At 75.8% G+C, this 20,012-nt stretch carries 19 protein-coding genes; 12 read left to right on the top strand and 7 right to left on the bottom strand.

Annotated elements, in window-relative coordinates; all coding sequences use genetic code 11:
- Positions 1-50 precede the first annotated feature (50 nt).
- Positions 51-830, top strand: a complete 780-nt coding sequence (locus HOP40_RS10275; RefSeq protein WP_240157611.1) for a VWA domain-containing protein — start codon at positions 51-53, stop codon at positions 828-830.
- A 6-nt stretch (positions 831-836) separates the two neighbouring features.
- Here HOP40_RS10275 and HOP40_RS10270 read toward each other — a convergent pair whose 3' ends face one another.
- Positions 837-1,067: a hypothetical protein gene (locus HOP40_RS10270; protein ID WP_172157078.1), complete on the bottom strand. Its 231-nt coding sequence runs from the start codon at positions 1,065-1,067 to the stop codon at positions 837-839.
- Positions 1,068-1,071: 4 nt separating this feature from the next.
- Complete coding sequence (locus HOP40_RS10265) at positions 1,072-1,881, bottom strand: alpha/beta hydrolase (RefSeq protein ID WP_172157077.1); 810 nt, start codon at positions 1,879-1,881, stop codon at positions 1,072-1,074.
- 139 nt (positions 1,882-2,020) lie between these two features.
- On the opposite strand from HOP40_RS10265, the gene HOP40_RS10260 reads away from it, so the two are divergent.
- The 5 genes from HOP40_RS10260 to HOP40_RS10240 are packed head-to-tail and all read left to right on the top strand — an operon-like array spanning position 2,021 to position 5,864.
- Positions 2,021-3,238 (top strand): PucR family transcriptional regulator, encoded by a 1,218-nt coding sequence (locus HOP40_RS10260; protein ID WP_172157076.1) that lies wholly within the window; start codon positions 2,021-2,023, stop codon positions 3,236-3,238.
- Positions 3,239-3,283: 45 nt separating this feature from the next.
- Entirely contained in the window at positions 3,284-4,216 is a 933-nt protein-coding gene (locus HOP40_RS35835; RefSeq protein ID WP_172157075.1) for a Rieske (2Fe-2S) protein, read from the top strand.
- 8 nt (positions 4,217-4,224) lie between these two features.
- Positions 4,225-4,581: a Rieske (2Fe-2S) protein gene (locus HOP40_RS10250; RefSeq protein WP_172157074.1), complete on the top strand. Its 357-nt coding sequence runs from the start codon at positions 4,225-4,227 to the stop codon at positions 4,579-4,581.
- A 13-nt stretch (positions 4,582-4,594) separates the two neighbouring features.
- Positions 4,595-5,377 (top strand): class I SAM-dependent methyltransferase, encoded by a 783-nt coding sequence (locus tag HOP40_RS10245; protein ID WP_172157073.1) that lies wholly within the window; start codon positions 4,595-4,597, stop codon positions 5,375-5,377.
- Positions 5,378-5,405: 28 nt separating this feature from the next.
- Entirely contained in the window at positions 5,406-5,864 is a 459-nt protein-coding gene (locus tag HOP40_RS10240; protein WP_205347147.1) for an NUDIX domain-containing protein, read from the top strand.
- Positions 5,865-5,883: 19 nt separating this feature from the next.
- Here the strand turns inward: HOP40_RS10240 and HOP40_RS10235 are convergent, their stop codons facing one another.
- Positions 5,884-6,096: a hypothetical protein gene (locus HOP40_RS10235; protein ID WP_172157070.1), complete on the bottom strand. Its 213-nt coding sequence runs from the start codon at positions 6,094-6,096 to the stop codon at positions 5,884-5,886.
- A gap of 147 nt (positions 6,097-6,243) precedes the next feature.
- Between HOP40_RS10235 and HOP40_RS10230 the strand changes: the two genes are divergently transcribed.
- Complete coding sequence (locus HOP40_RS10230; RefSeq protein WP_172157068.1) at positions 6,244-7,233, top strand: AIR synthase related protein; 990 nt, start codon at positions 6,244-6,246, stop codon at positions 7,231-7,233.
- A gap of 1,419 nt (positions 7,234-8,652) precedes the next feature.
- Here HOP40_RS10230 and HOP40_RS10220 read toward each other — a convergent pair.
- Complete coding sequence (locus HOP40_RS10220; protein WP_172157065.1) at positions 8,653-9,852, bottom strand: MSMEG_0568 family radical SAM protein; 1,200 nt, start codon at positions 9,850-9,852, stop codon at positions 8,653-8,655.
- A gap of 54 nt (positions 9,853-9,906) precedes the next feature.
- Here HOP40_RS10220 and HOP40_RS10215 point away from each other — a divergent pair, with 54 nt between their 5' ends.
- From HOP40_RS10215 to HOP40_RS10200, 4 genes are read left to right on the top strand one after another with little or no spacing between them, the layout of a single operon-like run.
- Positions 9,907-11,313, top strand: a complete 1,407-nt coding sequence (locus tag HOP40_RS10215) for a YlbE family protein (protein WP_172157063.1) — start codon at positions 9,907-9,909, stop codon at positions 11,311-11,313.
- Positions 11,314-11,366: 53 nt separating this feature from the next.
- Positions 11,367-12,035: a nitrile hydratase subunit beta gene (gene nthB / locus HOP40_RS10210; RefSeq protein WP_172157061.1), complete on the top strand. Its 669-nt coding sequence runs from the start codon at positions 11,367-11,369 to the stop codon at positions 12,033-12,035.
- The gene (nthA, locus tag HOP40_RS10205; RefSeq protein ID WP_172157059.1) at positions 12,032-12,634 is read left to right on the top strand and encodes a nitrile hydratase subunit alpha; all 603 of its coding nucleotides are present in this window, start codon (positions 12,032-12,034) and stop codon (positions 12,632-12,634) included. Before nthB ends, nthA begins: the two co-directional genes overlap by 4 nt.
- Positions 12,631-13,026 carry a nitrile hydratase accessory protein gene (locus HOP40_RS10200; RefSeq protein ID WP_172157057.1) on the top strand — a complete coding sequence of 132 codons (396 nt, stop codon included), beginning with the start codon at positions 12,631-12,633 and terminating at the stop codon, positions 13,024-13,026. The genes nthA and HOP40_RS10200 overlap by 4 nt, the downstream gene beginning before the upstream one ends.
- A gap of 7 nt (positions 13,027-13,033) precedes the next feature.
- Here the strand turns inward: HOP40_RS10200 and HOP40_RS10195 are convergent, their stop codons facing one another.
- The 3 genes from HOP40_RS10195 to HOP40_RS10185 are packed head-to-tail and all read right to left on the bottom strand — an operon-like array spanning position 13,034 to position 16,706.
- Positions 13,034-14,173 carry an MSMEG_0565 family glycosyltransferase gene (locus HOP40_RS10195; RefSeq protein ID WP_172157055.1) on the bottom strand — a complete coding sequence of 380 codons (1,140 nt, stop codon included), beginning with the start codon at positions 14,171-14,173 and terminating at the stop codon, positions 13,034-13,036.
- Positions 14,174-14,193: 20 nt separating this feature from the next.
- Positions 14,194-15,729, bottom strand: a complete 1,536-nt coding sequence (locus HOP40_RS10190) for a protein FdrA (RefSeq protein WP_240157610.1) — start codon at positions 15,727-15,729, stop codon at positions 14,194-14,196.
- Complete coding sequence (locus HOP40_RS10185) at positions 15,726-16,706, bottom strand: carbamate kinase (protein WP_172157053.1); 981 nt, start codon at positions 16,704-16,706, stop codon at positions 15,726-15,728. The genes HOP40_RS10190 and HOP40_RS10185 overlap by 4 nt, the downstream gene beginning before the upstream one ends.
- A 121-nt stretch (positions 16,707-16,827) precedes the next feature.
- On the opposite strand from HOP40_RS10185, the gene HOP40_RS10180 reads away from it, so the two are divergent.
- Positions 16,828-20,004, top strand: a complete 3,177-nt coding sequence (locus tag HOP40_RS10180; protein ID WP_172157051.1) for an ATP-binding protein — start codon at positions 16,828-16,830, stop codon at positions 20,002-20,004.
- Positions 20,005-20,012: the final 8 nt, after the last annotated feature.

The following is a 20,012-nucleotide window of genomic DNA, read 5'->3' as shown; positions in this document are numbered from 1 at the left end:
ACCGTGGCACCGGTGACCCCACCGGCGCCACCGGCGGGCAGGGCGTGCTGGTGACGCAGCAGGCGGCACGGCAGCGCGAGGTCGCCGAGCTGTTGGAGGACCGCGCGCCGGACCCGGAGGTGGCGGCGCTGGCCCAGCGCATCGCGCGGCGCCTGACGATCCGCCGGCGTCCTCGCGACCCGCAGGCCGAGCGCGGTTCCGGGCGGCTCGCGTCGGTGCCCTACCGCTACCGGTCCGACGACATCGACCTCGACCGCACCATCGAGGTCCTCACCGAGCGCCCGGTGCCCGAGGACACCGACATCGTCGTGCGGGAGCGGATGCGCTCGCGCCGCGACGTCGTGCTGGTCGTCGACGTGTCCGGGTCGATGCGCGGGGAGAAGGTGCGGATGGCGGCGGCGACCGTGGCCGCGCTCTCCGCCGACCTGCGCGACGACCGGCTGGCGCTGGTCGCGTTCTGGTCCGACGCCGCGCTGCTCACGCCGCTCGACCGGTACGTCCCGGCGTCCCGGCTGCTCGACCAGCTGCTGCGGATCCCCGCCCGCGGGCTCACCAACGTGCACTTCGCGCTGACCGTCGCGCACGCCGAGCTGGCCCGCTCGTCGGCCCGGCGGCGCACCGCGGTGCTGCTCACCGACGCCGTGCACAACGCCGGGCCCGACCCGCGGCTCCTCGCCCGCCGGTTCCCGGAGCTGCACGTGCTCCTGCAGACCGACGGCGAGCACGACGCACCGCTGGGGGCGGACCTCGCCCGGCTGGGCCGCGGCCGGTGCGCGCCCGTGGCCGGGCACCGGGACGTCGCGCCCGCCCTGAACCGGCTGTTGCGCTGAGGCGGCTCAGTCGGCGTCGTCCCGCAGTCGCAGCACCGTCCGCAGCACGTACTCCACGGCCGTCTCGTAGCTCCCGCCCCGCAGCTCCCCGCGCTGGGCGAGGTTGCGGGACGCGAAGTCCAGCTGCCGCTCCGGCCCGGCCCGGCGCACGACGACGGCGGCGATCTCGTCGAGGTCGAGGCCGGGGTGGTCGAGCCGCGCCAGCGCGAACTCGACCACCAGCTCCTCGTCCGTCACCCCCTCATCGTCGCGCGTTCCGGACCGCCCACGCCAGGACGTAGTCGGCGATCTCCTCCCACCCGGGTGCCGCCGGCATCAGGTGGGGCTTCCCGCCGAACTCGACGTACTCGGTCAGGGAGGCCTCCTGCGTGTAGTGCCTGGCGTTCGAGCGCTGCACGGCGGGCGGCATGATGTGGTCCTCGCTCGCCCCGACGAGCAGCAGCGGCGCGCGGCCCTCGTTGGCGTAGTCGACGTAGGTGCCGCCGTGGCCGGGGGTGAGGTTGGCGAGCGCGCTCTCGAACAGGATCCGTCCCGACACCGGCACGGCGTAGCGCTCGTAGAGCGCCCGCGCCCGGTCCTCGGGGAAGGTGTTGGTGAAGGCGTAGTTCCAGTGCTCGAAGTCGTAGGCGATCGCCTTGTGCCGGTTGGCCGGGTTCTTCAGCACGGGGAACGTCGACTTGATCTGGCTGATCGGCACGACCGGCACGCCCTCGGTGGGCGCCGAGTTCAGCGCGACGCCGGCGGCCCCGAAGCCGTGGTCGAGCAGGATCTGCGTGAACGCGCCGCCCGCCGAGTGGCCCATGATGATCGGCGGCGTGTCGAGCTCCTTGATCACCGACTCCAGGTGCTCGACGATCGCGGGCACCGTGACGGCCTCGACGGGTGACGGGTCGGTGTTGAGCGCCTCGACCTCCACCTCGAAGCCGGGGTAGGCGGGGGCGAGGACGCGGTAGCCCTTGCCCTCGTAGTGCGCGATCCAGTCCTCCCAGCTGCGGGGGGTGACCCAGAAGCCGTGGACGAGGACGATCGTGTCGGGTACGGGGCTGCTCATGGGGGACCTTCCGGAACGGGCGGTGGGGACCCGCTCAGCGTGGCGGCGGCCGGCCCCCGCCGGCGAGGTTCCGGCGGACACCGCGGGGGCGCCCGGATTGTCCGCACGGACAGCGGCCCGCGGGTCCTAGGCTCACCGGGTGCCCGACGCCCCGCGCGCGCTGGTCCTGGTCGCGCCCGCCCTGCTCGACCGGTTCGACGAGGTCGTCGACCGCATCGTCGAGCGCGTGCGCGCCGCGCTCCCCCTCTACCGCGACGAGACCTACGTCAGCGCTGCGGCGCTGCGGACCGCGGCCGTCGACAACGTCCGCTACCTGCTGCGCACCGACGACCTCCCCGACGGCGCCGACCTCGCCGCCGCCCACCGCACGGGCGAGCTCCGCGGACGGGCCGGGGCGCCGCTCCCCGAGCTGCTGACCGGGTTCCGGGTCGGCTTCTCCGAGTTCTGGGAGGTGCTCGCCGACGCCGCCATCGCCACCGGGAGGGTCGACGCCCGCGAGCTCGCCGCGCTCGCCACGCACGTGTTCCGCAAGGCCGACGAGTACTCCGCCGCGCTCACCACCTCCTACCGCGACGCCGCCGCGCACGCGCTGCGCCGCCACGAGCAGGAGCGGTCGGCGCTGGTGGAGGCGCTGACGACCGGCGCCGTCGGCGCGGTGTGGGAGATCGCCAGCGGGCTCGGCCTGCCCTCGACCGGCGCGTTCGTGACGGTCGCGGCGGAGGTGGCGTCCGTGGGCGTCGTCGCGCTGCCGGAGATCACCTCGAAGCTGCGCGCGGTCAACGTCTCGTCGGCGTGGCGGCTGCTGCCCGACGTCGAGGTGGGGGTGGTGTCGCTGCCGGGCCCGGACGCCACGGCGGCCCTGCGGGTCGTCGCGGGCGCCGCGCCGGGGCGCGTCGGCGTCAGCCCGGTCTACCCCGCGCTCGACGAGACGCCGCGCGCGCTCTACCTCGCCCGCATCGCCCTGCAGAGCGCGCCGGTCGGGCGGCCCTCGGTCCGGCACTTCGACGACACGCCGCTCGCCACGCTCGTCGCGGCCGCCCCGGAGGCGGCCACGCAGATCGCCCGGCGGGTGCTCGGCGAGATCCTCGCCCTGCGCCGCGACGAGCAGGACCTGCTGCTCGACACGCTCGAGACCTGGCTCGCCGTGGGCGGTTCGGCCACCGCGGCGGGCAAGCGGCTGTTCGTGCACCCCAACACCGTGCGGCACCGCCTGCGCCGCGTCGCCGAGCACACCGGGCGCGACCTGGAGCACCCGACCGCGCTCGCCGAGCTGTCGACGGCGCTGCACGCGCTGCGCCTGCTCCCCGGAGTGCGCCCCCCGTCGCACGATGAGACGGCCGTCACCGGATCCGGGTGAGATCGTCCCCTGACTGCGCGCCACCGCAGGAGGACGGGAGAGTCCATGTCGGACACCGAAGGACCCCTGGGGGTCACCACGTGGCACCGGCACCTGTTCGCCCGGGTGGAGCGGTGGCCGTGGCTGAAGTCGTTGGAGGAGTCGGTGTCGGCGGTGTCGCAGCCGCTGTACGACCGCCACCGCGACAACCTCCTCGTCGAGCTGATGCACGGCGGCCGCTGGGCCGGGCACTCGCTGCACGCCGCCCTGAGCGACCTGCCGATCGGCTTCTGGGCGGGCACGGTGGTGCTCGACGCGCTGGGCAAGGACGGCTCCGACGACGGCGGCGGCCTCGACGCCGCCGGCACGCTGAGCGCGGCCGGGCTCCTCGCCGCGGCCGGCACCGTCGCCACCGGCTTCACCGACTGGACCGTGAGCGACGGCGACGACCGCCGCACCGGCCTGTTCCACGGCCTGCTCAACCTCGCCGGCACCGCGCTGCAGGGAGCCTCGCTGGTCGCCCGCGTGAACGGCCACCGGCGTCCGGCGCAGGTGCTGGGCCTCGCGAGCATGGCCGTCACGGGAGCGGCCGGCTACGTCGGCGGTCACCTCGTGCAGGGGAAGGCGGTGATGGTCAATCGCGTCGCGACGACGACCGGGCCGACCCGCTGGGTGCAGGCCGTCCAGGAGGCCGACCTCCCCGACGGCGCCACCGCCGGCGTCACCGTCGACGGGCGCCAGGTGATGCTGCACCGCTCCGGTGACGTCGTGCACGCCATCGACGACGTGTGCAGCCACGCGGGCGCGCTGCTCTCCCGCGGCCCGGTCGTCGACTGCGTGGTGACCTGCCCGCTGCACGAGTCCCGCTTCGACCTGCGCGACGGCCGCATCGTCCGCGGCCCGGCGCACCACCCCCAACCGATCCTGCCCACGCGAATCCGCAACGGCTGGGTCGAGGTCCGCGGCTCCCTGCCCGTGGCCCGGCGCAAGAAACCCTAGGAGGAACCATGGCGTGGGAAGCGGTCGCGGACCTGGACCAGCTCGAGGAGGGCGACATGATGCTCGTCCAGCTCGCGGGCGAGCCGGTGTGCCTCGTGCGGCTCTACGAGGACGAGGTCGCCGCGGTGCACAACACGTGCACCCACCAGCAGCAGCCCCTCAACGAGGGCTACCTGCAGGAGGACGACACCCTGATCTGCCCGGCGCACAACTCGTGCTTCGACCTGCGCACGGGCGAGCCGAAGGGCGTGCCGGCCGTCGCCCCGATCCCGGTCTACGCGTGCAAGATCGAGGACGACGCCATCTGGGTCGACATGGACCAGCAGCTCAACGACGCCGCGATCCCGCACAAGCCCTACCACTGAGGCCGGTCCGGCCGTGGAGCAGTGGCGGACCGTCGACGAGGGCTGGGGCCGGCGGGCCGCCGACTTCGCGGCCCTGATGGAGCCCGCGGCCGTCCGGGAGTACCAGCACGTCCACGGCCTGCTCGGCATCGGCCCGGGCAGCGCCGTGCTCGACATGGCGTGCGGCTCCGGGCTGGCGATGGAGCTCGCCCGGCTGCGGGGGGCCGAGGTGGCGGGCGTCGACGCCTCGCCCCGGCTCGCCGCGGTCGCCGAGCTGCGCAACCCCGACAGCCGGGTCGTCGTCGGCGACATGGCCGCGCCGCACTTCGCCGCGGCCTCGTTCGACGCCGTCACCAGCTTCCGCGGCATCTGGGCCACCACCCCGGACGCGATCACCCAGGCCGCCCGGGTCCTCAGGCCGGGCGGGAAGGTCGCGCTCACGTTCTGGGGCGAGATGGCGCAGTCGCAGGGCGGCCCGCTGTTCGCCCCGTTCCGGCTGGCGACGCCGCCGCAGGTCGACCGCCAGTCCGACATGGTCGCCCTGAAGCGGCCGGGGGTGGCCGCCGCGTTCCTGACCTCGGCCGGCCTCGAACCGGGCGAGCTGTTCGACGTGCCGTTCGTGCTGGAGTTCGCCGACGCCGAGCACTACGCCCGCGGCCTGGCCTCCACCGGCCCCGGCTACGAGGCGGTCGTCGCGGCGGGCGCGGAGGAGTTCCGGGACGCCTGCCTGCGCGCGGTGCAGCCGTTCGTCAGGCCGGGGCTGCCGATCCGCGCGACACTCCAGCTGCGCGGGATCATCGGCACCGCACCCGCCTGACCGCTCGGGAGAACGCACCATGGACCGGATGGACCGGGTCGACACCATCGCGCGGCCGGCCGCCGCGGCCGGGGCCCTCTTCGTCGACGAGGAGGGGCGCGTGCTCATCGTCGAGCCCACCTACAAGCGGCACTGGGAGATCCCGGGCGGTGAGGTGGAGAAGGGCGAGAGCCCGAGCGAGGCGTGCGCGCGGGAGCTGAAGGAGGAGCTCGGCCTCGACCTGCCGGTCGGGCGCCTGCTCGTCGTCGACTGGGCCCCGCTCGTGCGCGAGGAGCGGGTCCGGTTCGTCTTCGACGGCGGCGTCCTCACCGACGAGCAGCTCGACGCCGTCGAGCTGGCCCCCGACGAGCTGGCGTCCTGGGCGTTCCTGCCGTGCGAGGAGCTGTTCGTGATGATGGAGCCGCGGCTGGTCCGCCGGGTCACCGCGGCGGTGGACGCCCGCGCCGCCGGCGTCACCCGCTACCTGGAGGACGGGCGCGTCGTCTGACGCACCACGTGCGACGGGGTCAGCAGGCGAACGACGCCCCGCCGGAGGAGCCGCGGTGCGCCGAGGGGTCGGCGTCCATCGCGGTGAGGACCATCATGAGGCGCTGCTTGGCGCGCTCGCGGCTGTCGGGGTCGGGGTCGAACGCCGAGCGCAGCCGCACGAGCGCCGAGGCGATGTCGTGCTCGCGGGAGGTCGTGTCCGTGGGTCCGACGCCGGTGACGTGGGTGCTCATCGGGCTTCCTTCCGCTCGGGTCTCGACTCTTCATCGTCGTTACCCACCGACGTGTTTCCGTAACCCTGAGCTGTCACCCGATCCAGTGACGCCTGGTTACGCACGGACAGATCCCGTCGGACGGCCCTTCTCTTATAGTGTATGAACATGGGTGCTCCTCCGGCCGTGACCGAGCCGCTGTCCGACATCGTCGCGTCCGTGCTGGCCAACCCCGGCCTGCACGCCAAGGCCGCCATCGGGACCCTCCTCGCCGAGGGCGGCGGGTTCAGCACCGACTGGGTCGGCGGGCCGGGCGACGACGGGGCCGTGCTCGACGCCGGCGGCAGCAGCGTCGTCGCGTGCGGGGAGGCGGTCTTCCCGCCGTTCGTGGTCGCCGACCCGCACGGTGCGGGCATCGCCGCCGTGCTCACCAACGTCAACGACCTCGCCGCGATGGGGGCGCTCCCGCTCGGGATCGTCGACACCGTCACCGGGCCGGAGGACGTCGTCCGGGGCGTGCTCGCCGGGATGCGCGAGGCGTGCGCGCTGTACCGGGTCCCCCTGGTCGGCGGGCACCTCACCGTGCACGACGGGCCGCCGTCGGTCTCCGCGTTCGGGGTCGGGCACGCGCCGGTGCCGCTGTCGGTGACCCGCGCCGAGCCCGGCCACTCGCTCGTCGTCGCCGCGGCGCTCGACGGACGCGCGCGCACCGACTTCCCGTTCTTCCCCGCGTTCCGCGAGCGCGGCGAGCGCTGCGCGGGCGACGTGCGCCTGCTCGCCGAGCTCGCCGCCGACGGCACCTGCGTGGCGGCGAAGGACATCAGCATGGCCGGGCTCGTCGGGTCGCTGGCGATGCTGCTGGAGTGCGCCGGGCTCGGCGTCACGGTCGACCTCGACGCCGTTCCCACGCCCGCGGGCGTGCCGCTGACCTGGTGGCTGAACTGCTTCCCCAGCTTCGGCTTCCTGCTGAGCGTGCCGCCGGGCCGCGAGGCCCGCTGCGTCGACGCCTTCGCCGCCCGCGGCATCCCCGCCGCCGTCGCCGGCACCTTCGACGACTCCGGCCTGCTGGCGGTGAGGGCGGGGGGCGAGACGCTGCCGGTCCTGCACCTGGACGAGGTCCGGATCACCGGCATCCCCCGCCCGCCCCACCTCGGGTGATCGCCGGAACCCTGCCGGTGCGCTCTGGGTGATCTCCAGTCCGGTGGTCTGCGGCTGCACCGCGGCGACCGGCCGATCTCTGTCGCGCCGCGGGTCGTGCGGCCGGTGCGGGCAGCGTGATCGTCGATAGTGCGACGCCACGGTCGCTGCGGGGGCCGCCAGGTCACACTCTTGGGGATCATCCGGCGGAGATCACCGAGACCGCACCCCCACGGTCGTCCCCACGACCCTGACGTGACGGTCTCGGCGATCTTGGCCGATGCGGCTGGGGCTGGGAGCGGGACCGGGGCTGGGGCCGGGGCCGGGGCGTCGCAGCCCGCCGCCGGTGGTCGAGGCCGGGACGGTTCCGACGATCTTGCGGCCGGGGGCGAGGGCGGGGGCGTCAGCCGGCCGCTGGTGGCGAGCCGTGGTGCGCCACCCATCGCGGAGGCCGACGACCCGGGCGAACTCATGATCGCCAGAACCGCGCCACCACGGTCGCTGCGAGGACCACCAGGTCACACTCCCGACGATCACCCGGCGGAGATCACCAAGACCGCACCCTCACGGCCCCTCCGACGACCCTGGCGTCACGGTCTCGACAATCTTGGCCGATGGGGCCGCTGTCCGGGGCCAGGGCCCGGGTTGGGCTGGTTCCGGGCCCAGGGCCGGGGCCGGGGGCGGAGGCCGGGGCGGGGGCGTCAGCCGGCCGCCGGTGGCGAGCCGTGGTGCGCCACGCGTCGCGGAGGCCGACGACCCGGCCGAACTCATGATCGCCGGAACCGCGCCGCCATGGTCGCTACAAGGACCACCAGGTCACACTCCCGACGATGACCCGGCGGAGATCACCGAAACCGCACCCTCACGGTCGTCTGGGCGACCTTGGCGTCACGGTCTCGACGATCTTGGTCGACGCGGCAGATGCGGCCGAGGGTAGTGGGGGGCGGTGGGGTTGGCAGGAGCGGCGCGGCGGCAGGGGCGGCAGGAGCGGGGGCGGCGGCGCGGCGGCAGGGGCGGCAGGGGCGGCAGGAGCGGGGGCGGCGGCGCGTCGGCAGGGGCGGCCGAGGCAGCGGCGGGAGCCGGCGGGTCGGCGGCGGGGGCAGCGGCGGGTCGGCATGGGCGGCCGAGCCAGCGGCGGGGGCGGCGGCGAGCCGCCAGGGGCGGCGGCGAGTCGGCGGGGGCGGGGCGCGGGCGGGGACGGGGGCGTCAGCCGGTCGCCGGTGGGCGAGCCGGGGCCAGGCGCTCGTCGCGCGGGGCGACGGACCCGGCCGAACTCAAGATCGCCGGAACCGCACCACCACCGTCGCCGCAAGGACCACCAGGTCACACTCTCGACGATCACCCGGCGGAGATCGCCGAGACCGCACTCTCACGGCCCTCCCGACGACCCTGATGTCACGGTCCCGACGATCTCAGGAAACGCCGGCGACCGGGCGAGCGTCAGGGACGGCTCCCGATCTGCAGCAGCGTCGGCCCCCCACCGACCCCACCGACCCCACCGGACGGCCCGCAGGGCGGGGCCGCGCCCGCCTGCTGCACCAGGTTGAGCGAGGAGCAGGCCTGGCAGCGGGCGCAGCCGGCCACGGCCGTGTCGGCCCCGAGCCCCCGCTCGGCCAGGAACGCCGCGACCTTGCGGTAGATCGGCTCCGTGTACTCCCGCGACGGGGCCGGGACGTCCTGCATCAGCGACCCGGCGACAGGGCGGAAGGGCACGACGAAGGGGTAGACGCCGATGTCGACGGCCCGCTTGCACATGGCGACGGTGAGGTCGGGGTCCTCGCCCATGCCGAGGATGACGTAGGTCGACACGCGGCCCTCGCCGAACAGCGCGACGGCGCGCTCCCAGGTCCGGAAGTAGCTGTCGATGCCGGTGCGGAACTTGCCGGGGGCCACCCGGGCGAGGACGGCGGGGTCGAACGACTCGACGTGCACGCCGACGGAGTCGATGCCCATGTCGTGCACGCGGTCGAGCACCGACAGGTCGCGCGGGGGCTCGAACTGCACCTCCACCGGCAGCCCGGACGCCTCCTTCACCGCCTGCCCGCAGCGGGCGACGTAGAGCGCGCCGCGGTCGGGGGCGACCGACGAGCCGGTGGTCAGCGTGGCGTCGACGGCGCCGTCGAGCTCCTTCGCCGCCACGGCGACCTCGGCCAGCATCTCCGGCGTCTTCTTCGCGACGGTCCGGCCGGCGGCCAGGGAGAGCCCGATGCCGCAGAAGCCGCACTGGTCGGCGTTGCCCCAGTAGTTGCAGGCCTGCACGACGGTGGAGGCGAGCGAGTCCAGGTGCAGCAGCGCGATCTGGTGGTACGGGACGCCGTCGGCGGTCTGCAGGTCGTAGAACCGGGGCCGGTCGGTGCCCGAGACCGAGGCGACCTTGCGGCCGTCGCGGTAGATGCTCTGCCCCTCGTCGTCGGCGAGCAGCCGGTAGGGCGAGGTGGTGCTCGGCGGCACGGTGACGGGCACGCCCTCGACCCAGAGCATCCCCGAGTCCGACGGCCCGGCACCCCCGGTCCGCGACGTCGCCAGCTCGGTGTCGATCCGCAGCCCGACCGCCTGCAGGTCCATGATCAGAGCGGCGACGGCCGCCGGGTCGGCGGCCCCCTCGGGACGGGGAGGAGCACCGTTGAGAACGTCGGTCATGCATCTACTATAGTAGAAATGCCTCGCTGCACCCACCCCGACGAGAGGCCACCCATGACGGTCACGTCCCTGCCCGACTCCGTCGCCGTCGTGAACGTCGGCCTGCCGATGTTCGCCGACGCCGTCCGGGCGCAGGGGCGGCCGGTGGAGCAGGTCGACTGGCGGATCCCCGCCGACGGCGACCCGGTCGCCGTCCGCGCCCTGACCTCCCTCTACGGAGTGCACGCCGCCACCGTCGACGCCGCCAACGCCGAGGTCCTGCGCCGGCTCGACGAGGGCGTGCCCCGGCTGGTCGGCACCGCGACCGTCGCCGACGTGCCCGGGTTCGAGGGACGCACGCTGCTGCACTGCGGCCCGCCGATCGCCTACGCGCAGGCGTGCGACCCGCTGCAGCGCTCGATGCGCGCGGCGACGGTCGCCGAGGGCTGGGCCGACGACGTCACCGCGGCCGACGACCTGCTGCACCGTGGCGCGGTCGCGCTCTCCCCCGCGAACCACCACGACACCGTGGTCCCGATGGCCAGCGCAGTGGGACCGTCGCAGCCCGTTCTCGTGGTCGACGACGCCGAGGGCGGCACCCGCGCGTTCTCGCCGCTCAACCAGGGTCCCGGCGAGGTGGCCTGGTTCGGCCGCGACACCGACGCCGCGATCGAGCGGCTGCGCTTCCTGGCGTCGACGGCCGGACCGGCGCTGACCGCCATCCTCGACGCCGCGGGCCCGCTGGACGTGCTCGCGATCGCCGCGCAGGGCATCACCATGGGCGACGACCTGCACATGCGCACCCAGGCCGCCACCAACCTGCTCACCCGCACCTGGCTGCCGCACGTGGCCGCCCTGCCCGACGCGCTGCGCGTGCCGTTCGCCGGCTACCTCGGCGGCAACCACCTGTTCTTCCTCAACCTCGCGATGGCCGCGGCGAAGTCGCTGCAGCTGCACGCCGGGCAGGTCGAGGGCTCCAGCATCGTCACGACGATGTCGCGCAACGGCACCACGTTCGGCATCAAGCTCTCCGGCACCGACGAGTGGCGGACCTGCCCCGCCCCGCCGGTCGGCGAGGCGCTCTACTACTCCGGCAACGGGCCCGAGACGAGCGCGCGCGACATCGGCGACAGCGCGGTCCTGGAGCTGACGGGGATGGGCGGGCCGGCGGCGGGCGGGTCGGCCGCCGTCGCGGCGTTCCTCGGCGGCTCGATGGCCGACGCCGCGGCCGCGACCGCGGCGTTCCGCACGATCTGCGCGGGCACCAGCAGCCGCTTCACCCTGCCGCCGATGGAGTTCGCCGGCACCCCGCTGGGCGTCGACGTCCGGCGCGTCGTCGAGACCGGGGTGACACCGAAGATCACGACCGGGATCCTGCACGCGAGCGCGGGCACCGGCCAGGTGGGCGCGGGGGTGGCGACGGCGCCGCTCGCGTGCTTCACCGACGCCCTGCTCGACCTCGCGGCCCGCCTGGACCGCTGAGCACCGACCGCTGAGCACCGACCGCTGAGAACCGAAGCGAAGGAGGACGAGCCATGGACGGGATCGCCGACATGGGCGGCACCGAGGGATGGGGCACCGCCACGGCCCCGCGCCGCGACGAGCCGCCGTTCGCCGAGCCGTGGGAGGGGCGGGCGTTCGCGATGACCGTGCTGTCGATGGGGCGCATCTCCGGGCGCAACCTCGACGCCTTCCGCCACGCGCTGGAGCGCCTGCCCCGCGTGGCCTACCTCGACGACGGGTACTACGGCCGCTGGCTCAACGCCGCCGAGCTGATGCTCACCGAGAGCGCGATCCTCGCGCCCGGCGCCGTCGACGCGCGGGCGCGCAACCTGCAGGGCGGCCACGTCGAGGAGCCGCCGGCCCCGGCGGAGCCGGCCAAGCCCGACTACACCCCCACCGGGCCCGGCTCGCTGCGCGAGGTGCCCGAGCCGCCGCGGTTCGCACCCGGCGACCGCGTGCGCGCGAAGGACATGAGCCCCGCCGGCCACACCCGGCTGCCGCGCTACGTGCGCGGGCACGTCGGCACCGTCGAGGCCGTGCAGCCGGGGCACCTGCTGCCCGACACCCATGCCCACTTCGAGGGCGAGAACCCGCAGCACGTCTTCACCGTCGCGTTCGACTCCCACGACCTGTGGGGGCCCGACGCCGAGTCCTTCTCCCTGACCATCGAACTCTTCGACAGCTACCTGGAGCCGGCATGACCACGTCCGCGGACCCCGGAACCGAGCGCCTGTCCCCGGCGCTGCGCACGGAGGCCCTCGAGCAGCTGCTCACCGAGCGCGGGCTCGTGGACCCGAAGGTGATGGACGGGTTCATCGCCAACTACGAGACGAAGGTCGGCCCGCTCAACGGGGCGAAGGTCGTCGCGAAGGCGTGGACCGACCCCGAGTACCGCGCGCGGCTGCTCGCCGACGGCACGGCCGCCGTCAAGGAGCTCGGCTTCGGCGGGCCGCAGGGCGAGCACATCGTCGTCGTCGAGAACACCCCGCAGCGGCACAACGTCACCGTCTGCACCCTGTGCTCCTGCTACCCGTGGCCGGTCCTGGGCCTGCCGCCGTCGTGGTACAAGGACCCGGCCTACCGGGCGCGGGTCGTGCGCGAGCCGCGCGCGGTCCTCGCCGAGATGGGCCTGGAGCTGGCCGACGACGTCGAGATCGTCGTGCGCGACTCCAGCTCCGAGGTGCGCTGGCTGGTGCTGCCCGAGCGGCCGGCCGGCACCGAGGACCTCTCCGAGGAGGAGCTGGTCCCGCTGATCACCCGCGACGCGCTCGTGGGGGTCGCGAAGGTCGCGGCGCCGTGACCGCGGGCACCACCCACCGGGAGGCCCCGCTCGCCTACGAGGGAGCGGCCGCCCCGCCGCGCTCCAACGGCGAGCTCGTGTTCACCGAGCCGTGGGAGTCGCGGGCGTTCGGCATGGCCGTGAGCCTGCACGACGCGGGCGCGTTCGCGTGGCCGGTGTTCCAGCAGGCGCTGATCGCGCGCGTCGCCGAGTGGGAGGCGGCGCACCCCGACGGGGTCGGCTACCGCTACTACGAGCAGTGGCTCTCGGCGCTCGAGGACGTCCTCGACGGCGACGGCACCGTCCCGCTCGCGCAGGCCCGCAGCCGGGCGGGCGAGCTCGCGGGGCGGCCCGCCGGGTACGACCACGAGCACGCCCCCGGCGAGGGCCACGGCCACGGGCACGGCCACTGACCCACCGTCAGCCCGGCACCGGCGCGGTCAGCTCCGCGTAGACCTCCCGGTGCCGGGCGGCGCTCGCCGCCCACGTGTAGCGGGGCAGCACCGCCCGCCCGCCCGCGACGAGCCGCTCCCGCAGCGCGGGCTCGTCGAGCAGGCGCCCCAGGGCGGCCGCGAGGGCCGCGGGGTCGCCGACCGGGGGCAGCAGCGCGTCGCGGCCGTCGGCCAGGTACTCGGTGAACACCGGCAGGTCGGACGCCACGACGGGCAGCCCCGCCGCCATCGCCTCCAGCACGACGAGCCCCCAGCCCTCCTTGACCGACGGGAAGCAGAGCGCGTCGGCGGCGTGGTACCAGCCGGCGAGGTCGGCGTCGGAGACCGTGCCGAGCAGCACGACGTCCTCGCCGAGGACCAGCCCGAGGCCGGGCAGCGCGGCGAGCGCGGCCTCGCGGTAGGCGGTGTAGTCCTGGAAGGAGTGCCCGCCGACGATCGCGAGCGTCGCCACCGGCCCCCGCTCGCGCTTGAGCCGGCCCAGCGCCTCGAACGCGTGCCGGGTGCCCTTGCGGGGCTCGATCCCGCCGACGCCCAGCAGCAGCGCGCGCCCCGCCGGGATCCGCGACCGCAGCTCGGCGACCCGCTCCGGGCCGGGCGAGGCGAACCGGGCGGGGTCGACGCCGTTGGGCACGACCGCGGCCTCGCGGCCGTACTCGTCGCGCAGGATCGCGCGCCATTGCTCGCTCACCACGAGCACCCGGTCGGGCTCGGCGATCGCGGCGCGCTGGCAGTCGACGAGCGCGCGCGTGGTGAAGTCGTCGACGTGGTGCACGGTGCGCACGACCGTGACCGGCGCCCCGGCGTCGCGCACGCGGACCGCGGCCCGGGCGGCGATGCAGTCCTGGGTGTGCAGCACGTCGAAGGCGCCCGCGAGCCCGGCCAGACCGGCCTCCAGGGTGTCGATCGCGGCGAACACGCGCTCGTCGAGCGTGGTGCCGGCGTGCGAGGGCCCGGCGAGGACGGTGTGCGGCACCGGCGTCGCGCGCGGCAGCCCGGCCGCGGGGTCGCCGAGCGCCACGAGGTGCACGTCGACGCCGTCGGCGTGCAGCGCCTCGGCGATGCCCAGGGTGTGCACGAACCCGCCGCGCGGCTTCGTCGAGTGCGTCACGAGCGCCACCCGCGGGCCGCTCACAGCGCCGTCCCGGCCAGCTCGGGCTCGCGGCGGGCCAGCGCGGCCGCGGCGAGCGAGGCGCGGGCCGCGGTGGCCGTGACCAGGCAGCCGGCGTCGGTGAACTCGGCGCGCTGGCGCTCGAGGCCCTGGGGGTCCTGCTCGGTGCCCAGGACGTAGACGACGACGGCCGGTCCGCCGCCGGCGACGATCCGGGCGCACTCGGGGGCCAGCTCGGCGGCCGGGTCGTCGTGGGCGCCGTACCCGAGCACGACGTCGAGGACGATCGCGGCGACGTCCGGGTCGTCACCCACCTCGCGCAGCAGCTCCAGGCGCGCCTGCGGGTCGATCATCGGGTGCGGGCGGCCCTTCGTGTACTCCTCCTCGCCCAGGTCGAGGCAGGTGTGCGCGCCCTGCGGCGCGGGCAGGCCCAGCCCGGCGCGCAGCGGGGTGTTGGAGTGCACGTCGCCCAGGACGTCGGCGAGCACGACGAGCGACTCGTAGCAGAGCGTGCCGCCGGAGAACAGGCCGCGCACCAGGGTGCGCCGCGCGGGCAGCCGGTCCGCCTCCGCCCGCACCGCGTCGACGAGGCCCGCGGTGACGTCGGGCGCGGGCGCCCCGGCGATCCGGGCCATCGCGACGGCCCCGGCCTCCAGCGTCCGGGTGACCGTGACGCCCGGCGGGGCCTCGAAGTCCTCCGGCACGCCGATCAGCGCGGCGACCAGCGGGGTGTCGCCCGCGGCCGCGAGGACCGCCCGGGCCACGTCGACGTCCGGCGGCTTGGACACCAGCAGGATCGCGTCGGTGCCCTCGTCGGCCGCGAGCCCGCGGACGGCGGCCAGCGCCATCCGGCCGCCGACGCGGGCGCCGAGGTCGCGCCCGCCCAGCCCGACGACCTGCGAGATCCCGACGCCCCACCGGTCGAGCAGCGCGGCCGCCTCCTGCGCGCCGGTGCCGGCCGCCGCGACGACCGCGACCCGCCCGGGCGCGACGACGTTGGCGAAGCCGAGGCAGGTGCCGCCGAGCATCGCGGTGCCCGCCCCGGGGCCCATGACGAGCAGGCCGAGCCCGACGGCGCGGTCCTTGAGCGCGATCTCGTCCTCGACGGGGACGTTGTCGCTGAACAGCAGCACGTGCAGGCCGGCCGAGAGCGCCTTGTGCGCCTCCAGCGCGGCGTAGTCGCCGGGCACCGACACCACCGCCACGCTGCTCCCGGGCTGGCGCCGCAGGGCCTCGTCGAGCGTCGCCGCCGGGACCTTCGCCGTCTCCGACGGGGTGCCGCGGGCGGCGAACAGCGCCTGGTCGCCCGCCTCCAGCGCCGCGTCGACGGCGTCCTGGGACTCGGCGCGGACGGCGAGGACGAGGTCGTTGGCGCCGGCGCCGGACAGGTCGTCGGCGGGGAAGCCCTCGTCCTGCAGCGTCTTCACGTTCGTCGGGGTCGCCATGGCCGCGCTGGCCCAGTCGACGCCCTCGACCGCGCGCAGGGCCCGGGTGCCGGACAGCTGCATGATCGAGTCGACGTAGGTCTCGGGGTGGACGGTGAGTGAGTGGATCACGATGCCGCTCCGACGCTCGCTGCGGTGGGGACGATGCGGGTGGGGACGATGCGGGTGCCCGCCGCGGCACCGCCGGCGAGCGACGCGCAGGCGTGCTCGACGTCGGTGACGACCGCGGTGCCGCCGGTGGCCTGGACGAACCGGGTGGCCGCCCGCATCTTGGGGCCCATGCTGCCCTCCGGGAACTGCCCGGCCGCGGCGTGCCCCAGCGCCTCGTCGGTGGTCATCTCGCCGACGTCACGGGCCCGCGGCGTGCCGAAGTCCAGCATCACCCGCGGCACGCCCGTGACCAGCATGAGGACGTCGGCACCGAGCGTGCTGGCCAGCTTCTCGGCCGCGAGGTCCTTGTCGACGACGGCGTCGACACCCCGCAGCACGTGCCCGGCCTGCACCACGGGGATGCCGCCGCCGCCCGCCGCGACGACGACCGACCCGCGGTCGACCAGGGCGCGGACGTCGTCGATCTCGACGATCCGGCGCGGCTCGGGCGAGGCGACGAGCCGGCGCCAGCCGCGCCCCGCGTCCTCCCCGACGGTCCAGCCGCGCTCGGCGGCGTGGCGGCGCGCGGTGTCCTCGTCGAGGAAGGGGCCGATCGGCTTGGTCGGCCGCGCGAACGCGGGGTCGTCGGCGTCGACCACCATGTGCGTGACGACGGCGACGACGCCGGGCAGGTCCCCGCCGCCCGCCTCGTGCAGCGCGAGGGTGATGAGGCAGCCCAGCTGGCCCTCGCTCATCGCGCCGAGCCAGTACAGGGGCATCTCCGGCACCCGGTGCGCGGCCTCCTCCTGCTGGATGGCGAGGTTGCCGACCTGGGGGCCGTTGCCGTGCACGACGACGACGTTCCAGCCGGCGTCGCGCATGCGGCAGACGGCCTCGGCCATGGCGCGGGCGTTGGCCGTCTGCTCGGCGTGGGTGCCGCTCTCGCCGCTGCGGGTGATGGCGTTGCCCCCGAGAGCGACGACGACGGTTCTGGGCATGGTGCGCGGAGCCCTTCGATGGCGTGGTTCTTCACGATAAGAGATCACTTTCCATCATAGTAGACGGATGCGCGGACAACCTCCCCCGTCAGCGCCGATCGGCCCGGGTAGAGTCCGCCAGGTGGGTCAGCCCCTGCGGCTCTGCCTGCTCGGCCCCTTCACCGTCGAGGGTGAGCTCTCCGGACACGTGCCCGTCGGGAAGGCCCGTCGGGTCCTCGCCGTGCTCGCCGCGCGCCGGGGCGAGTTCGTGCCGATCGAGCACCTGGTCGACGCGCTGTGGGAGGACCACCCGCCCGACCGGGCGGACCGCAACGTCGCCGCGCTGATCAGCCGTCTGCGCCGGGCGCTGGGCCGCGCGCTCATCGAGGGCTCCGCCGCCGGGTACCGGATGCCCGCCGACCTCGCCGCGGTCGACCTGCTGGAGGCCGCCGACCTCGTCGCCACCGCGGAGCTGGAGCTCGGCCGGGGCCGCTTCGCCCTGGCGTCGACCAGCGGGGAGCAGGCCGCCAAGCTCCTCGACGCCGACGTCGCACTGGCCGGGGAGCACGAGGACCGCTGGGTGCGCGAGCTGCGCCGCTCGGTCGGCGAGCTGCTGCACCGCGCCCGTACCGCGTGGGCGGCCGCGTCGCTGGAGCTCGGCGCCGTCGACACGGCCGCCCAGGTCGCCGCGGCCGTGCTGCACCTCGACCCCTTCGACGAGGGCGCGTGCCGCACCGTCATGCTCGCCCACCAGCGCGCGGGCCGGCCCGGCAACGCCCTGCTGGCCTACCGGTCGCTGCGCGAGTCGCTGGCCGAGCACCTCGGCATCGACCCCTCCCCGGCGACGCAGGCCCTGCACCTCGCCGTCCTGCGGGCGGAGAACCGGCCGGCGGCCCCGCCTGCGCCGGCCGCCCCCGCCGCGCCCGGGCTCGTCGGTCGCGACGCCGAGCTCGGGCGGCTGCGCGACCTCTGGGCGTCCGCCGCGGCCGGCACCCCGGTGCTGACGGTGCTCACCGGCGAGGCGGGGATCGGCAAGACCGCGCTGGCCGCCGCGCTCACCGCGGAGGTCCGCCACGCCGGCGCGCAGGTCGTCGAGGCCACCTGCTTCGAGGCCGAGCGGTCGCTGTACCTGCAGCCGCTCGTCGACCTCGTCCGGGCGGTCGTGCACCGGACGCCTCCCGCCGAGGTCCGCGAGCTGGCCGGGGCGCGGCTGGGGACGCTGGTGGAGCTCGTCCCCGAGCTGTCGGACCTGGTCGGACCGGTGCCCTACGAGCGGGCCGCGCCGGAGGTCGAGCACCGCCGCAGCGTCGACGCGGTGAGCGGGTTCCTCACCCGGCTCGGCGCCCGGGCGCCGGTGCTGCTCGTCGTCGAGGACGTCCAGCACGCGAGCCAGTCCACGGTGGAGGCGCTGCACGTGCTGGCCGCGCACTGGCAGGGCAGCCGCGTGCTGCTGCTGCTCACCGAGCGCACCGACGAGTCCCCGGTCGTCACCGCGCAGCTGCGCGACCTCGCGTCGTGGATCCCGCTGGGGCCGCTGACCCGCGCCGACGTCGCCGTGCTCGTCGAGCGCTGCGGGCGCGGGCACGACCCCGGGCGGGTGTGGTCGTGGACGGGCGGCTCGCCGCTGTTCCTCTCCGAGCTGCTGCGCCTGCCCGTCGACCCGGCCGCCCCCGACGACCCGCCCGCCGTCCCCCCGACGCTGCACGACGCCGTCGCCGCCCGGCTCGACCACGCGGGCGACGCCGTCGCGCACCTGCTCGCCCAGTGCGCCACGCTCGGCACCACCGTCGTGCTCGACGACGTGGCCGCGCTGTCCGGGCTCGACGTCGAGGACTGCGCGTCGCGCGCGGACCGCGCGATGCGCGCGGGCCTGCTCACCGTGCAGGGCGACACGTTCCGCTTCGCCAACGACATCGTCCGGCGCGTGGCCTACGAGTCGGTGCCCGAGCCCGTCCGGGTCAACCGCCACCGCCGCGCGGCCCGCCTGCTCGCCGACCGGCCCGAGGCCGCGGCCCTGCACCTGGCGGCCGCGCACGACCCGCGGGGCGCGGCCCGGGCCTGGCTCGCCGCCGCCGACGCCGCCGACGTCTCGTTCGCCCACACCGACGCCGAGCGGCTGCTCGACCGCGCCGTCGAGGCCGCGACGGCCGGCGGCGACACCGCGCAGCTCGTGGCGGTGCACCTGCGGCGCGGGCAGGTCCGGCGCGACCTGGGCCGCCCCGGCGACGCCCACGAGGACCACGAGCGCGCGCTGGCGCTGGCGCGCGAGCTGGGCGACCTCGAGCTGGAGGCGCAGGCGCTGGAGCAGCTGGGCTGGACCGCGTTCTACGCCCGCGACGCCGCCGTCGCCGTCGACTTCGCCGAGCAGGCCACCCACCTCGCCGAGTCGGCGGCGGCCGCCCCGCGCGCGCTGCCGACCGCCACGCTGCTGCTGGGCCGGGTCCGGCACTGGGACGGCGACTACGCCGGCGCCGCCGCGGCCTACGACGAGGTCCTCTCGGCGTCGGGCGAGGACGCGACCACCGCCATCGCACTGGCCTACCGCGGCGCGCTGCTCCAGCACCAGGACCGCTTCGACGAGGCCCGCTCCGTCCTGGCCAGGGCCGCGGTGCTGTGCCGGCGCACCGGGGAGTTCCGGCCGCTGCTGCAGACCCTGTTCTTCACCGCGCTCGCCCGCGGCGACACCGGCGACTTCGCGGGCGCCCTGCGCTCGCTGGACAACGCGCGCCGCCTGATCGACGCGGAGAACCTCGGCTTCTACCGCGCCGGCATCGAGACGACGACGTCGTGGATGTGGCAGGAGCTGGGCCAGGTCGAGCGCGCCCGCGAGCACGCCGTGCGGGCCGTCGAGCTCGCGCACCGCGGCGGCGGGGCGCTGGAGCTCGAGCAGGAGCTCCACGCGCTGCTCGCCGTGGCCGACTGCGACCTCATGCTGGGCCGCCCCGACGACGCCGCCGCCGCGGTCGAGGAGGCCGGCCCGATGCTGGAGCGCTCGCTGCCCTTCCGGCCGCGGGCCACGATGCGCCTGGTCGAGATGCGGGCGCGCTGGGACGCCTCGGAGGCCGAGCGCCTGCTCGACGTGGCCCGGCGCCACTCCTCACCCAAGTACGAGGCGCTCGCCCTGCACCACCTCGGGCGGCCCGAGGAGGCCGCGCGGATCGCCACCGGCACGCGGTCGGACCTGCTGACCGCGCAGCTCGGCGCGCCCGCCGACCGCGCGGCGGCGCTCGACCGGATCGCCGCGGCCCTGCCCGCCGCCGCGCGCGAGTCGTTCGCCGCCGGGGGGCGCCTGGTGCTGCCGGCGCCGCGGACGCGCTGACCCCGGAT

The sequence above is a fragment of the Pseudonocardia broussonetiae genome, from assembly GCF_013155125.1.
GTDB classification, from domain to species: Bacteria; Actinomycetota; Actinomycetes; order Mycobacteriales; family Pseudonocardiaceae; genus Pseudonocardia; species Pseudonocardia broussonetiae.
This window is presented reverse-complemented; position numbering and strand designations above follow the sequence as displayed.

Excerpts from the sequence above, each read along its gene's own strand:
- HOP40_RS10215 (WP_172157063.1), top strand. The coding sequence starts at position 9,907 with ATGACGGTCACGTCCCTGCCCGACTCCGTCGCCGTCGTGAACGTCGGC.
- HOP40_RS10250 (WP_172157074.1), top strand. The coding sequence starts at position 4,225 with ATGGCGTGGGAAGCGGTCGCGGACCTGGACCAGCTCGAGGAGGGCGAC.
- HOP40_RS10185 (WP_172157053.1), bottom strand. The coding sequence starts at position 16,706 with ATGCCCAGAACCGTCGTCGTCGCTCTCGGGGGCAACGCCATCACCCGC.
- nthB (WP_172157061.1), top strand. The coding sequence starts at position 11,367 with ATGGACGGGATCGCCGACATGGGCGGCACCGAGGGATGGGGCACCGCC.
- HOP40_RS35835 (WP_172157075.1), top strand. The coding sequence starts at position 3,284 with ATGTCGGACACCGAAGGACCCCTGGGGGTCACCACGTGGCACCGGCAC.
- HOP40_RS10265 (WP_172157077.1), bottom strand. The coding sequence starts at position 1,881 with ATGAGCAGCCCCGTACCCGACACGATCGTCCTCGTCCACGGCTTCTGG.
- nthA (WP_172157059.1), top strand. The coding sequence starts at position 12,032 with ATGACCACGTCCGCGGACCCCGGAACCGAGCGCCTGTCCCCGGCGCTG.
- HOP40_RS10230 (WP_172157068.1), top strand. The coding sequence starts at position 6,244 with ATGGGTGCTCCTCCGGCCGTGACCGAGCCGCTGTCCGACATCGTCGCG.
- HOP40_RS10220 (WP_172157065.1), bottom strand. The coding sequence starts at position 9,852 with ATGACCGACGTTCTCAACGGTGCTCCTCCCCGTCCCGAGGGGGCCGCC.
- HOP40_RS10235 (WP_172157070.1), bottom strand. The coding sequence starts at position 6,096 with ATGAGCACCCACGTCACCGGCGTCGGACCCACGGACACGACCTCCCGC.
- HOP40_RS10240 (WP_205347147.1), top strand. The coding sequence starts at position 5,406 with ATGGACCGGGTCGACACCATCGCGCGGCCGGCCGCCGCGGCCGGGGCC.